The following is a 13,827-nucleotide window of genomic DNA, read 5'->3' as shown; positions in this document are numbered from 1 at the left end:
GTGGCGAGCCCCATCGAGGCGCGCACGTTCAGGTTCAGGGATTCTTCTTTGCAAAATGCGCTGGCCCGCAAACTGTCGCGCAGGCGGCGGGCGACTACTAAAGCCGCATCCTTGCTGGTCTGCGGCAGCAGCACCACGAATTCGTCCCCGCCATAGCGGAAAGCAAAGTCGATCAAGCGCAGCTGGGCTTTTATTAAGTATCCGATCTCCGCCAATAGCTTGCTGCCGATCAGGTGACCGTGGGTATCATTCACCTGCTTGAAATGATCAAGGTCAATAAAGAGAACCGAAAATTCGTATCCAAATCGCGAGGAGCGATAGACCTCAGACTCAAGCGTCTTATAAAGGTGGCGTGCATTGTAAAGTCCGGTGCAATCGTCGGTGATGGTCAATTCCTGGATTCGCTCCACTGACCGGGCATTTTCGATGGCGATGGCTGCATAGTCACAGAGCGATTGCAGAAAGAACGACTCCGCTTCGGTGAAGTGGTTCATATTGACGTTCACCAGCTGAATCACGCCCAGCACGCGCAGCTTGGATTTCAGGGGAACGCAAATAATGGATTGCGTTTCCATCTGCGTGACTTTGTCGATGCGTTTGGTGAAGCGTTTGTCGGAACGGACGTCGGGAACGATGAGTTTCTCGCCGTATTTAGCGACATGCCCGGCGATGCCTTCGCCAACTTTCAGGCGAACATTCTTCAGCGCCTCGGAAGCCGAGCCCACGGCAATGGCAAAGTAGAGTTCACTCTTTTGCTCATCCACCATCAATAGAGACCACGTATCCGGACGGAAGTATTCCGCCATCTTTTCCATGATGGTTTGCAGGATAGAATCCAAGTCCAGAGACGAAGTCAGGGCCTTGGCCACGTCATGAAAAATGCGCAATTCCTGAGATTGACGAGCAGTCTCGGTTCCCGCCGCGTTCGACATCAAAGGGTCCTTTGAAGCTTTGAAGTTTTCAAATTATAGGCACCCCGGGGAACCATGAGCAATGAACCATGGTAACTGAGTGGTAGCAAGGTCAAAACCGGACAAACGAAAGAGTCCATTCGGGTTATCGCTTTCCCCGCCCACGCCGTTGCTTTCCCCTTCCACTGTACGGAGGTACGCTTGAGCCAAAATCCATTGCACCTGCCGAGGTTCTTTGATAACTTTCTTATTAGGCTGCAAGGTGTTCATTTAATTGCCTTCTGTTCTCATATTGGGTTCCGAAGAGTGGCCCAGACCTCCCCTGAGTCGAATGGCCCTGATTCAAGATGGCGTAGACATTCCGCGTCGATCGGGAAAACAGGAACGGAGCTGGAGAGCAGCTCGCACCTTGACCGCGTTTGAAGGAGAAAACTAAATTGTCATCCCGCAACCCGTACCTCTTTACCTCTGAGTCTGTGACTGAGGGCCATCCGGATAAGATCGCCGACCAGATTTCTGATTCAGTACTTGATGCTTGCCTGGCGGAAGATCCCATGAGCCGCGTGGCCTGCGAAACGTTGACCGCGACCGGGCTGGTGGTTATTGCCGGAGAAATTACCACCAAAGCCTATGTGGATTTCCAAGCCCTGGTGCGCGGCGTGATCGCTTCGATCGGTTACAACAACGCGCTCTACGGCTTCGATTCGAATACCTGCGCCGTGATTTCCAGCATCAACAAGCAGTCCGGCGACATCGCCATGGGCGTAGACACCGGCGGCGCCGGCGACCAGGGAATGATGTTTGGCTATGCGGTCGATGAGGGTGTGAACGGGAATGAGGAGTTGATGCCGACTCCCATCTCTCTGGCGCACAAGCTGACCATGCGGCTCTCGCAGGTTCGCAAGAACGGAACGCTTCCCTTCCTTCGCCCCGACGGCAAATCCCAAGTCACAGTTGAATACGACGCGAACGGAAAAGTTCTCCGCGTGGATGCAGTGGTCATTTCCACGCAGCATTCCGAGACCGTAGGCAACGACGAACTCCGCGCGGGCATTCTGAAGCATGTGATTCAGGCTGTGATTCCTGCGCACCTGCTCGATGAAGATACGAAGTATCACATCAATCCCACGGGACGGTTTGTGATTGGCGGGCCCATGGGCGACACAGGGCTCACGGGGCGCAAGATCATCGTCGATACTTACGGCGGCATGGGACGTCATGGCGGCGGGGCTTTTTCCGGAAAGGACCCGACCAAGGTCGATCGCTCGGCGGCTTACATGGCGCGGCACATTGCGAAGAACGTGGTTGCCGCCGGACTCGCGGGACGCTGCGAAGTGCAACTCGCGTATGCCATCGGCGTAGCCGATCCGGTCAGCGTGCGAGTTGAGACCTTTGGCACGGAGAAAGTTGATCCGGCGATCATTCCGGATCTGATTCGCGCCCACTTCAGCCTGACGCCGCGCGGCATCATCGAATCGCTCAACCTGCGGCGCCCGATTTATAAAAAGACGGCGGCGTATGGTCACTTCGGCCGCAACGATCCCGATTTCACGTGGGAGGCAATCGGCAAAGCGGCGAAACTGGCGAGCGATGCTGGCTTGCGGGAACCCGTAGCTGTTCGCAAGTAGGGTTTCTCAGCGAACTTTGCGGCTTTTCTTCGCGCACTTTGCGCCAGGCTTTTTGTTTTGAAAAGATCCTTTAACCGCAAAGACGCGAAGAAAATGCCGCGAAGGTCGCGAAGAAAATGCAGAACCGAAGTGCCATAGTGCAAGGGTCGAAAGACCCATCCCGTATGAGCGGTTGGATACGCTGATCTGGTTCCCGAAATCTGGTGTATTCTGCGAAAATAGTTGTGGACTCACATCATCTACCGGCAATCCAACTTTAGCTTTCCGCCGCTTTAAGCGCGCCGCACAGGAGAAGCAATGTCAACCGCAGCTGTGAATTGCGATATCAAGAACGTAGAAATGGCCGATTTGGGCAAGAAGCGCATTGAGTGGGCGAACCAGTCCATGAAAGTGCTCCAGATTATCCGCAAGGAGTTCATTAAGAACCAACCGCTGAAAGGCATCCGTATCTCGGCCTGCCTGCACGTGACGGCGGAGACTGCGAACCTGGGCATTTGCCTGCGGGACGGCGGGGCGGAGGTTGTGCTGTGTGCCTCGAATCCGCTGTCGACTCAGGACGATGTCGCCGCCAGCCTGGTGCGCGACCACAACATTCCCGTATTCGCCATCAAGGGCGAGGACAACGACACTTATTACAACCACATCCTGGCCGCGATCGACCACAAGCCGCACATTACCATGGACGATGGCGCTGACCTGGTGACGATTCTGCACACCAAGCGCACCGACGCGCTCACTGACGTAATCGGCGGAACGGAAGAGACCACGACCGGCGTCATTCGCCTGCGCGCGATGGCGAAGGAAGGCATGTTGAAGTTCCCGGTCGTCGCCGTGAACGATGCCGACACGAAGCATCTTTTTGATAATCGTTACGGAACCGGGCAGTCCACGATCGATGGCATTATCCGCGCTACGAATTTTCTGCTGGCCGGCTCGAAGTTTGTAGTCGCCGGCTACGGCTGGTGCGGCCGCGGACTCGCGTCGCGCGCGCGTGGCTGCGGCGCCGAAGTCATCGTCACCGAGGTCGATCCTACGAAGGCGCTCGAAGCCGTGATGGACGGCTTCCGCGTGATGTCAATGACCGAAGCGGCCAAGCTGGGCGACGTTTTCTGCACCGTCACCGGCAACAAGAGCGTGCTCACCAAAGAACATTTCGACCACATGAAAGATGGCGCGATTATTTCGAACTCCGGGCACTTCAACGTCGAGATCGACATCCCGGCGCTGGATAAGATGTCGTCCTCGAAGCGCACTACCCGCACCTTCGTCGAAGAGTACTCACTGAAAGACGGACGCAAGATCAACCTGCTCGGCGACGGTCGCCTCATCAACCTGGCCGCGGCGGAAGGGCATCCGGCCTCGGTGATGGATATGTCGTTCGCCGACCAGGCGCTTTCGGTCGAGTACATGGTCAAGAACTCCAAGAAGCTGGAGAAAACGGTATACAAAGTCCCCGACGAACTCGACAAGCGCGTGGCCAAGTTGAAGCTGGAATCAATGGCGATTAAGATCGACCGGCTCAGCCCCGAGCAGGAAGAGTATTTGGCAGGGTGGAGCGAAGGAACATAGAGCAGGCGCGGGGCGTCAGCCCTCAGCCGTCAGCAAGGATCGGATGCCCCATTTCTCGCGCGTTTTGTGCGAGAAGTGGGGCTTTTTGAGGGCAGATCTTCGGCCTTTTGATTTGCTGGACATCGGCAATAAATATAAGAAAATAAGAGTGCCGCAACTGCAAGAAAACACAAGCCCTCCACTTTCGCCGTCGCTGCCGCGTACCTAAGCACTTTGTCCTCAATAACTTGCTCGAGCGGGCTTTCTGCACCCTGATTTCGCCTCTTCTCACGCCTCTGCCGATATTTCGGCACCCGCCCAGCCCAACAAAACAATGCACTTACGTCGTTACGTACCATATTGTATGTACACGTCTGTACATTATAATGTTCCCGCAGGAACACTTGTGCAAAACCGCAATTGTGTTCCCGCAGGAACACTCGACGAAACCAAAGCACTTACACCTTTGGCGGGGAGGGCAAATTGCAGCCTACCGCGGCCCGATACACCTGGGCCGCCGGACAGCCGGGGGCGGCTGTCCCCACATGAGCAGCTAGGCTGCTACCACTCGATGTTTCGATGGTGGTAGATTTGTTGGCGTCTTTCATCATCTTTACAGACCATCATCTTGAACGATGGAGTTCGAGGAGCAACTTATGCCCGTGCCCTTTGCCCGCCGCAAATTTCTCGAAGGAATAGCTGCCGTGACGGCGGTGACGGCGGTGTCCCGTTTTGTGACGGCGGCTGAGGCCAAATCCCCATTTCGTATCTCTGTAATCAACGATGAAATTTCCCAGGATTTTGGCCGGGCCTGCGAGGTGGCGTCGCGTGAATTCGGCATGGGCTGGATCGAGCTGCGCGGCATGTGGAAGAAGAACATCGTCAAGCTCGATGAGAAAGAAGTCGCCGAGGCCCGCCGCATTCTGAAAAAATTCAAATTGAAAGTCACCGACATCGCCAGCCCGCTTTTTAAAGTTGACTGGCCCGGCGCGCCGAAATCCAAATTCAGCGAGGCCAAGAGTTTTGGCGCAGATTTCAACTGGAAGGAGCAGGACGAAGTTCTGGAGCGCGCCATAGAAATGGCGAAGGCCTTCGGAACCGATCGCGTGCGTTGCTTCGATTTCTGGCGGCTCGAAGACCAGGGGCCGTATCGCTCTGCCATCAACGACAAACTGCGGGAAGCGGCGGACAAGGCCGCGAAAAATGGCATCATCTTGGTGCTTGAGAATGAATCGGCCTGCAACGCGGCAACCGGGGCTGAAGCGGCGAAAGTTCTTGGCGCGGTGCAGTCCCCGGCGTTTATGCTGAATTGGGATGCCGGCAACGCCGCGGCGGCGGGCGAAACACCTTATCCCGACGGCTACAATCTTCTGCCGAAGGAACGCATCGGGCATTGCCATTGCAAGGATTTTGTTAAGAGGGGTAAGGGAGAGTGGGCGGCGATGGGCGCCGGAATTATCGACTGGACGGGGCAGTTCAAAGCGCTCAAGCGCGACGGGTATCGCTTCGCGGTGAGCCTTGAGACTCATTGGAATGGCGGCGGATCGCCCGAAGAATGCTCGCGCCAGAGTTGGGCGGGAATGAAAAAGCTTCTGCAACAAGCCGACGCGCTGTGAGTCAAGGTAGAGATTCATTTTGGCTTGCGCAACGCGCCCGATAAGCGGGAGATCCTTCGCTTCGCCCGAGAAACGGCTACGCTCAGGATGACAACCGCCTAGGGAGCTAAACTTCACCGCTACCGTGAGGCAGTCAAGCTGCGAGGAGATAAATAACAGGGGATAAATAAATGACCGATCAAATTAGTTTCGATCAAACCAGACGGACCTTCATAAAGCGGGCCGCGCTCGGAACTGCCGCGGTGCTGGCGTATCCAGCCGCCACGGTGCTGGGCGCGAACGACCGCATCCGTGTCGGCATGATTGGGGTAGGCGACCGTGGCAACGATCTGCTGGGGCAGATCCTCAAGGTGAACGGAGTCGAGGTCGTGGCCATGGCCGACGTTTACCGCCGCCGCCGCGACCAAGCCAAGAGCCGAGTTTCCGGCATTCAAACTTTCGACGACCACCGCCGTGTCCTCGATATGAAGGATGTCGATGCAGTGATCGTGGCCAGCCCGTTGCACATTCACGCGCGACATTTTGTAGATACGCTCGCTGCGGGAAAGGATCTGTATGCGGAGAAGACGATGACGTGGTCGATCCCTGAGGCCGAGAAGTGTCTGGCGGCGGCTAAAGCGTCGAATCGCGTTATCCAGATTGGATTGCAGCATCAAAGTTCCGGCGCGATGGTCGACGCGAAACAGATGATCAAAGATGGACGCGTCGGAAAGATTACGCAGGTCGAATCGTGGATGAGCCGCAATACGCCGCACGGCAAGGGCCAGTGGGTGCGGGCGATTCCCTCCGACTGCACGGCGCAGAATGTCAACTGGAGCGCCTTTCTCAACGGCCGGCCCGATCGGCCGTTCGATCCGTACAGGCTTATCAACTGGCGCCTGTTCTGGGAATTTTCGGGAGGCAATTGCGCCGAGAACATGGTGCACCAGATCGCCTGGATCATGGGCGCGCTCGACCTGCCGTTGCCCTCAGCGGCCTATATGTCGGGCGGAGTATTTTCCGAAAAAGATGGACGCGAGGTGCCCGACACCATCGCCGTGACGCTCGATTTTCCCGATTGCGTCGTGACCTGGCAGTCCACCTTCAGCAACAAGCACTACGAACTGGGCGACCGAATTCTGGGCAGTGACGGTACCCTCGAACATCACTTCGAACAACCGCTGGAGTATTGGCCGGAGAAAGCGAATCGTCCGAACGACGAGGCGGAACGCGGCAGGACTCATGAAGGGAACCACATGCAGAACTGGATCGACTGCGTCCGCAGCCGCGGGATTCCGAACGCTCCGCCGGAGATGGGCTACCGATCGGCCATGGCGGTGCATATGTCGAATTTGTCCTACAAGAACAAGCGGCGACTCACCCTCGAGGAAGCGAAGGCAATCGCGCCGGAATTTTCGTAGCGCCGGCGTCCCGCCGGCTGTCCCGAGGGCGTCCTCGCCCTCGGCGCAGAGAGCGCCGAAACCGTCAGATGATTTCATGAAAGGCCCCACACGAAAAATGACAGAACCGTACTTTACATTGATCGGAGCGGCATGATCGGAGCGGCATGATCGGCGCGGTTGACATCGGCGGAACGAAAATCGCGGTCGGCATCGTCGACGATAGCGGAAAAGTGCTCGCCCGCATGCAAGCGCCGACCGATCCGAATGGCTACGCGCAGGGCATCGACGAGATTGCACGAATGTTGCGCGAGACGGCGCGGCAAGCGGGAGTCGAAATCACCGGCATCGGGATCGGGTCCACGGGTCCGGTCGATCCCATGCGCGGCGAGTTCGGTGATGTTGATTTTCTGCCCGGGTGGCGGGGAAAGAGTCCAGTGAACGATCTGGCGCGGATTTTCGATGTTCGCGTGGCTCTCGAGAATGACGGCGATGCCGCTGCACTCGCGGAAGCCGGATGGGGTGCCGGGCGGGATCGTTCGCGTTTGATCTATGTAACCGTTGGCACTGGCATCGGCGGTGGAATGGTTTTCGATGGCAAGCTTTACCGCGGGGTCGACGGCGCGCATCCGGAGGTTGGGCATCATGTGGTCGATCCGGCCGGTCCGGTCTGCTCGTGCGGATTTCGCGGCTGCTGGGAGTCGCTGGCCGCGGGCCCGGCGATGGTGGCGTGGATCGCCAGGCATGCGCCTGCTGCCTACCTACATCGGCCGGGAATTACCGCCAGGAGAATTTGCGAGCTTGCGCAAGAGGGAGACGAGATCGCGCTTCAAGCTGTCGAGCATGAGGCCTACTATCTGGGATTGGGACTTGCGAATCTCATCAACCTGTTCACGCCCGACGCCATCGTGCTGAGCGGCAGCGTGATGAAGAGCGCGCCGCTTTTTATGGATCGCATCCGCGAAGTGATTCGCGGCGGCTGCCGCTTCGTGCCGGCGGAAAAAACGGAGCTCACTTTGGCGTCTCTCGGCGAAGATACGAATCTGATTGGTGCGGCGCGAGTGTGGCACTATCGGTTTGCATAGTGGAGCGTCCCGGCGGCATCCGCCTTTCAGTTCCCCCCTCGATCTGTTACTGTTTTCAGTTCGCTTTTTTGTGCAAGCGAAAGGATGACAGCCGCGTGATTGTTGGAGTTCCGAAAGAAAGCTATCCCGGGGAGCGACGCGTGGCGCTCGTTCCTGTCGTCGTTCCAAATCTGATTAAGGCGGGGCTCGAAGTCGTTGTCGAGGGCGGGGCTGGCGAACAGGCCGGTTATCCGGACGCGATGTATGTTGAAAAGGGCGCGAAGATTGTGTCCGATCGCGCCGCCGTGTTTGCGGCCGCTGACGTTGTCGTGCAGGTGTTGTGCTACGGCTCGAATGACGTTACCGGCAAAGCCGACCTTCCCCTGATGCGGCGCGGTCAGGCGATCATCGGATTCCTGCGGCCTTTGGGCTCGGCGGAAATCATCGGGGAAATCGCGCATGCCGGGGTTACCGCTTTCTCCGTCGAGCTTATGCCGCGCACCACGCGCGCCCAGAGCATGGACGCGCTTTCGTCGATGGCTACCTGTTGCGGGTACAAGGCCGTATTGATCGCGGCCGAAACATCGCCGCGAATTTTTCCCATGATGACCACCGCCGCCGGAACCATTACACCCGCGCGCGTGTTCGTGATCGGCGCGGGCGTGGCGGGATTGCAGGCGATCTCGACCGCGCGCCGCCTGGGAGCCGTGGCCTCTGCTTACGATATGCGGCCGGCCGCGAAAGAACAGGTGCAGAGCCTGGGCGGACGCTTCGTCGAACTCCCCATCGAAGCTCAAAATGCGCAGGACGCCCGCGGCTACGGCACAGCGCAGGACGAAACTTTTTACGCCCGCCAGCGCGAGCTCCTGACACGCGTGGTCGCCGAGAGTGACATCGTCATTACGGCGGCGGTCATTCCCGGCAAGAAGTCTCCTGTGCTGATTACGGCAGAGATGGTGAAAGGTATGGCTCCGGGGTCGGTCATTGTCGATCTCGCCGCAGAGCGCGGCGGCAACTGCGAACTGACGCGCACCGGAGAGACCGTAACGGTCGGCGGAGTGACGATCATCGGCGCGATCAACCTGGCTACGAGCGTTCCCTATCACGCCAGCCAGATGTACGCTCGCAACATCACTGCGTTCCTGCTCTACATGGTGAAAGAGGGCAAGCTGCAACTGAACGAACGCTCGTTAAATCAGCAGGATGAAATTATTCGGGAGACGATGATCACGAACGGCGGAGAAGTGGTGAACGCGCGCGTGCGCGATTTTTTCAAGATGCCGGCGTTAGTAACAAAGTAGTTGCTGAACGGAATTGCTGAACCGGGCACGGAAGAATGCGAAGGAGTAATCATGCCAGCGGATTTCATTTCTAATCTTTATGTCTTCATCCTGGCCGGGTTCGTGGGATTCGAAGTGATCCGGCGGGTCTCGCCACTACTGCACACGCCGCTCATGTCTCTGACCAATGCTTTGGACGCGATCGTAGTCGTCGCGGCCATCATCATTGCCGGTCGGCATGAGACGCGGCTGACCACGGTGTTGGGCGCGATTGCGGTGGCGGCATCCTTCAGCAATATGGTGGGCGGATTCCTGATTACCGACCGTATGCTGCGCATGTTCAAATCCGGCAGGTCGAAACAATCATGACCGTGCTCGACCTTCAGCAATATCTCGATTTCGCCTATATCGCCGCGGTGGTTCTGTTCATTCTTTCGCTCAGGTTTCTGAGTTCACCGGCCAGTGCGCGGTGGGGCGTCCTGGCGGGAGAGATCGGCGCGGCGCTGGCCGTGGGCGCCACGCTGTTCAATCCCGAGGTGGTGCAGTACAGGTGGATCCTGATAACCCTGATCGTTGGGGCAGGGATTGGTGTCCCGCTGGGCCTGGTGCACATGACGGCGGTGCCGCAACGAACGGCCTTGAGCCATGCTTTCGGCGCGCTTTCGGCGGCGATCATTGGCATCGCCGAATATTACGTGGGCACCGCGCCGGTCACGCGGTTTCAAATGGGCGAGATCGCCCTGGAAGTCATTATCGGGTCACTCACATTCACGGGCAGCGTGATTGCCGCGGGAAAGTTGCAGGAATTGCTGCCGCAGCGACCGATCGTATATCCCGGGCAGAATATCGTGAGCCTCTCCGTTCTGGCAGGAGCCCTCGGGCTGGCGATTGCGTTGGTGGTGAATCCCGCGCACGCAATCCTGTTTCCCGTGATGGTGGTCGTGGCATTGATTTTTGGCGTGCTGCTGGTTACGCCCATTGGCGGGGCAGATATGCCAACGGTCATCTCGCTATTGAATTCGTACGCCGGCTTTTCGGCGGCGCTGCTGGGATTCGTTCTGAATAGTAAGGTGCTGGTCGTGGCGGGGGCGCTCGATGGTTCTTCGGGCTTCGTTCTGTCGGTGATCATGTGCAAGGCCATGAATCGCTCGTTCACCAACGTGATGTTCGGAGCGTTCGGACAAGTGCAGGCGTCTGCCGCTGGGGCTAAAGAAGAGCGAGTCGTACGCAGCGCTACGCCTGAAGAAGCGGCCGCGATTCTGTTGGCTGCGAATAAAGTGGTCATCGTTCCCGGCTATGGCATGGCCGTAGCGCAGGCGCAACATAAAGTTCGAGAGCTTTATGACGCGCTCACGAAGAAGGGAATAGAAGTACGCTTCGCGATCCATCCGGTCGCCGGGCGCATGCCCGGGCACATGAATGTGCTGCTCGCGGAAGCCGACATTCCCTACGACCGCCTCATCGAAATGGACGAGATCAACGGCGACTTCCCGCAGACCGATGTCGCCCTCATCATCGGGGCTAATGACGTGACCAATCCCGCCGCCCGCACCGATCAGTCGAGCCCCATCTTCGGCATGCCCATTCTTGACGTCGACAAAGCGCACACCGTCATGGTCATCAAGCGCGGCATGAGCCCTGGCTTCGCCGGGATCGATAATCCGCTGTATTATCTGGATCGCACGCTGATGCTGTTTGGCGACGCGAAGCAGTTCGTCGGAGGCATTGTGCGCGAGTTGAGCGGCGGACACTAATGGGGCCGCTCTGGTAGCTCGCTGGACGAGAAAATGTTTGACAGTGTTGATGAGCCTTCCTAGACTGAAATCCATGGACATCCGCCTACAGCCCGAAAAAGAGGCGCGGTTGGCGCAGATTGCCGTTCAAAAGGGCTTGAAGACTGACGAACTCGTGCAGCAGGTCCTCAGCCATTATCTGGAGGACGACGACTGTTTCGTCGAGGCAGTCAATATTGGTTTGGCAGCCGCCGAGCGCGGAGATTTCATGGAGCACGATGAGGTCGGAAAGAGACTACAGCAGATCTTACGGTCCTGATGCGCCTGCGCTGGACCATGCCCGCCGCCAATGACCTGTTCGACATCGTGCAGCGTATCCGGAGAGAGGATCCTGCGGCTGCTGCCAAAGTGGCCACGGTGATATACGATGGCTGCTAACGTCTAGTAAACTTTCCGCGACTCGGACGTGATGGGCGGCAACCGGGAACCCGCGAATTGGTTTTTCCTCCCTTGCCCTACATCGTGGTTTATAAAGTTCAAGATCGATTCGTAGAAGTATTGCGCATCTACCACGGCGCTCAGGACCGGCGTTGACGGTCCCCGCGCCAGAGTTCACGAGGCCTATGCGAATTTCATCCGTTATTATTTCCGTCCTCCTGGCAGTTTCTTTCGCCGCTGCCCAACCCCAACTCCCTCTGATGCCCATGCCCGCAAGCGTGCAGCTTGGCGCCGGCCAGCTGCCAATCACGCAGTCGTTCTCCGTTGCCGTCACCGGAACTCATGACGCGGCGCTCGACAGCGAGGTGCAGCGTTTCACAACGCAGCTTTCGCGGCAAACCGGAATCCCGTTCTACCCCAAGCCCGGCGTTGCTCCGACGCTGCAAATCCATGCCGACCACGGCCGCGAGGCTGTGCAGAAGCTTGGCGAAGATGAATCCTACGAACTGACCGTCGCCGAATCCGGCGCGAAGCTCACCGCGCCGACCACGCTCGGCATTCTGCGCGGCCTGCAAACGTTTCTGCAGCTTGTCCAAATCACGCCTACCGGATTCGCCGCTCCCGTCGTCACCATCAAAGATCAGCCACGCTTTCCGTGGCGCGGAACGCTGATCGACGTCAGCCGCCACTTTATTCCCCTCGATGTGCTCAAGCGCAACCTCGACGGCATGGCCGCTGTGAAGATGAACGTTCTGCACTGGCATCTTTCCGACGATCAAGGCTTCCGCATCGAGAGCAAGAAGTTTCCCAAACTCACCGGCATGGGCTCCGACGGCCTGTTCTATACCCAGGAAGAGATTCGGGAGTTCATCGCCTACGCGCACGATCGCGGCATTCGCGTGATTCCTGAGTTCGACATGCCTGGCCACACGCATTCCTGGTATGTCGGGTATCCCGAACTGGCCAGCGGTCCCGGCCCCTACGCGCTTGCTGGCGACGGTCTCGATCCGATCATGAATCCCACTGAGGAATCGACCTACAAGTTTTTGGGGAAATTCATTGCCGAAATGGCCAAGCTATTTCCCGACGCCTATTTCCACATTGGCGGCGATGAAGTCGACGGCAAGCAGTGGGACGCCAATCCGAAAATTCAGGCGTTCATCAAGTCTCACGGCATGAAAAATAATCAGGACCTGCAGGCGTATTTCAATCAGCGCCTACAGAAGATCGTGGCGAAGAATCACAAAATCATGGTGGGCTGGGATGAGATTCTGCATCCCGATTTGCCGAAGACCATCGTCGTGCAGTCCTGGCGGGGTCAAGCATCGCTCGCGGCCGCGGCGAAACAAGGCTATACCGGACTACTGTCGTTCGGTTACTACCTCGACCTGATGTGGCCCGCGGCGCGGCACTATGCAGTCGATCCCATGAGTGACGCCGCAGCCACTCTGACGCCCGAAGAGCAGAAACTCATCCTCGGCGGTGAGTCCTGCCAGTGGGCCGAATGGGTCACTCCGGAAAATATCGACTCGCACATTTGGCCGCGCAATGCCGTCATCGCCGAGCGCCTGTGGTCTCCGCAGAACGTCACCGACGTTCCCTCCATGTATGAGAGGATGAATGCCGTGAGTCTCGACCTCGAATTTCTCGGCTTGACTCACCGCTCCGCGCGCCTGCGCATGTTGCATCGCATGGCCGGCACCGCAGACATTACCGCGCTGCGCAATCTCGCCGACGTCATCGAGCCCGTCAAAGATTACAACCGCTGGGATGACGCGAAGGGTCCCATAGACTTCCACGCCCCGCTGACTCGGATGATCGACGCGGTCTATCCCGAGAGCGACGTGGCGCGGCATTTCGGCGACCTGGTGCAGACTTTCATCCGGAGCGGTTATAAAGATCAGGGCACCGAAACTCAGATCCGCATGTGGCTCACGATCTGGCGGAATAACGACGCCCGACTGAATCCGCTGCTCGACCAAACCTATCTTCTACAGGAAGATAAGGCGCTGTCGCAGAATCTGTCTGCCGTGGGCGCAGCAGGTCTGCAGGCGCTCGACTATCTCGACAAAGCGCAGCCTGCACCCGATTCGTGGAAGGCGCAGCAAACCGCAATGCTCGATCAGGCAAAGACCCGCAGCGCCGACCTGCTGCTGATGGTAGCTGCGCCAGTGCAGGAGTTAATAGAAGCCAGCGCAGCCCAGCACAACTGAGATCGCCGAACGGGTTC

General features: G+C 58.0%; 11 protein-coding genes. 10 read left to right on the top strand and 1 reads right to left on the bottom strand.

Annotation, left to right across the window (positions count from 1 at the left end; all coding sequences use genetic code 11):
• Positions 1 to 932 (bottom strand): sensor domain-containing diguanylate cyclase (locus VGM18_11555; GenBank protein HEY3973634.1); only part of this gene is annotated, 932 nt, incomplete at its 3' end.
• Between the two features lie 416 nt (positions 933 to 1,348).
• On the opposite strand from VGM18_11555, the gene metK reads away from it, so the two are divergent.
• The 10 genes from metK to VGM18_11505 all read left to right on the top strand — a co-directional run bounded on the left by metK (position 1,349) and on the right by VGM18_11505 (position 13,810).
• A complete protein-coding gene (gene metK / locus VGM18_11550; protein HEY3973633.1) occupies positions 1,349 to 2,539 on the top strand; it encodes a methionine adenosyltransferase in 1,191 nt (396 codons plus the stop codon).
• A gap of 297 nt (positions 2,540 to 2,836) precedes the next feature.
• Complete coding sequence (gene ahcY, locus VGM18_11545; GenBank protein HEY3973632.1) at positions 2,837 to 4,108, top strand: adenosylhomocysteinase; 1,272 nt, start codon at positions 2,837 to 2,839, stop codon at positions 4,106 to 4,108.
• A 635-nt stretch (positions 4,109 to 4,743) separates the two neighbouring features.
• A complete protein-coding gene (locus VGM18_11540) occupies positions 4,744 to 5,703 on the top strand; it encodes a sugar phosphate isomerase/epimerase family protein (GenBank protein HEY3973631.1) in 960 nt (319 codons plus the stop codon).
• Positions 5,704 to 5,873: 170 nt separating this feature from the next.
• Positions 5,874 to 7,103, top strand: a complete 1,230-nt coding sequence (locus VGM18_11535; protein ID HEY3973630.1) for a Gfo/Idh/MocA family oxidoreductase — start codon at positions 5,874 to 5,876, stop codon at positions 7,101 to 7,103.
• Between the two features lie 146 nt (positions 7,104 to 7,249).
• Entirely contained in the window at positions 7,250 to 8,167 is a 918-nt protein-coding gene (locus tag VGM18_11530) for an ROK family protein (protein HEY3973629.1), read from the top strand.
• A gap of 95 nt (positions 8,168 to 8,262) precedes the next feature.
• Entirely contained in the window at positions 8,263 to 9,447 is a 1,185-nt protein-coding gene (locus VGM18_11525; GenBank protein HEY3973628.1) for an NAD(P) transhydrogenase subunit alpha, read from the top strand.
• A 51-nt stretch (positions 9,448 to 9,498) separates the two neighbouring features.
• On the top strand, positions 9,499 to 9,795 hold the full coding sequence (locus tag VGM18_11520; protein ID HEY3973627.1) for an NAD(P) transhydrogenase subunit alpha: 297 nt from the start codon (positions 9,499 to 9,501) through the stop codon (positions 9,793 to 9,795).
• Positions 9,792 to 11,180 carry an NAD(P)(+) transhydrogenase (Re/Si-specific) subunit beta gene (locus VGM18_11515; protein HEY3973626.1) on the top strand — a complete coding sequence of 463 codons (1,389 nt, stop codon included), beginning with the start codon at positions 9,792 to 9,794 and terminating at the stop codon, positions 11,178 to 11,180. The genes VGM18_11520 and VGM18_11515 overlap by 4 nt, the downstream gene beginning before the upstream one ends.
• 73 nt (positions 11,181 to 11,253) lie before the next feature.
• Positions 11,254 to 11,478: a hypothetical protein gene (locus VGM18_11510; GenBank protein ID HEY3973625.1), complete on the top strand. Its 225-nt coding sequence runs from the start codon at positions 11,254 to 11,256 to the stop codon at positions 11,476 to 11,478.
• Between the two features lie 379 nt (positions 11,479 to 11,857).
• A complete protein-coding gene (locus tag VGM18_11505) occupies positions 11,858 to 13,810 on the top strand; it encodes a family 20 glycosylhydrolase (GenBank protein ID HEY3973624.1) in 1,953 nt (650 codons plus the stop codon).
• Positions 13,811 to 13,827 lie beyond the last annotated feature (17 nt).

The organism is Candidatus Sulfotelmatobacter sp. (assembly GCA_036500765.1).
In the GTDB taxonomy this organism is placed as follows: Bacteria; Acidobacteriota; Terriglobia; order Terriglobales; family Acidobacteriaceae; genus Sulfotelmatobacter.
This window is presented reverse-complemented; position numbering and strand designations above follow the sequence as displayed.

Bases quoted from the DNA above. Each gene is read 5' to 3' on its own strand.
- ahcY (HEY3973632.1), top strand. From the start codon at position 2,837: ATGTCAACCGCAGCTGTGAATTGCGATATCAAGAACGTAGAAATGGCC.
- VGM18_11540 (HEY3973631.1), top strand. From the start codon at position 4,744: ATGCCCGTGCCCTTTGCCCGCCGCAAATTTCTCGAAGGAATAGCTGCC.
- VGM18_11535 (HEY3973630.1), top strand. From the start codon at position 5,874: ATGACCGATCAAATTAGTTTCGATCAAACCAGACGGACCTTCATAAAG.
- VGM18_11530 (HEY3973629.1), top strand. From the start codon at position 7,250: ATGATCGGCGCGGTTGACATCGGCGGAACGAAAATCGCGGTCGGCATC.
- VGM18_11520 (HEY3973627.1), top strand. From the start codon at position 9,499: ATGCCAGCGGATTTCATTTCTAATCTTTATGTCTTCATCCTGGCCGGG.
- VGM18_11515 (HEY3973626.1), top strand. From the start codon at position 9,792: ATGACCGTGCTCGACCTTCAGCAATATCTCGATTTCGCCTATATCGCC.
- VGM18_11510 (HEY3973625.1), top strand. From the start codon at position 11,254: ATGGACATCCGCCTACAGCCCGAAAAAGAGGCGCGGTTGGCGCAGATT.
- VGM18_11505 (HEY3973624.1), top strand. From the start codon at position 11,858: ATGCCCATGCCCGCAAGCGTGCAGCTTGGCGCCGGCCAGCTGCCAATC.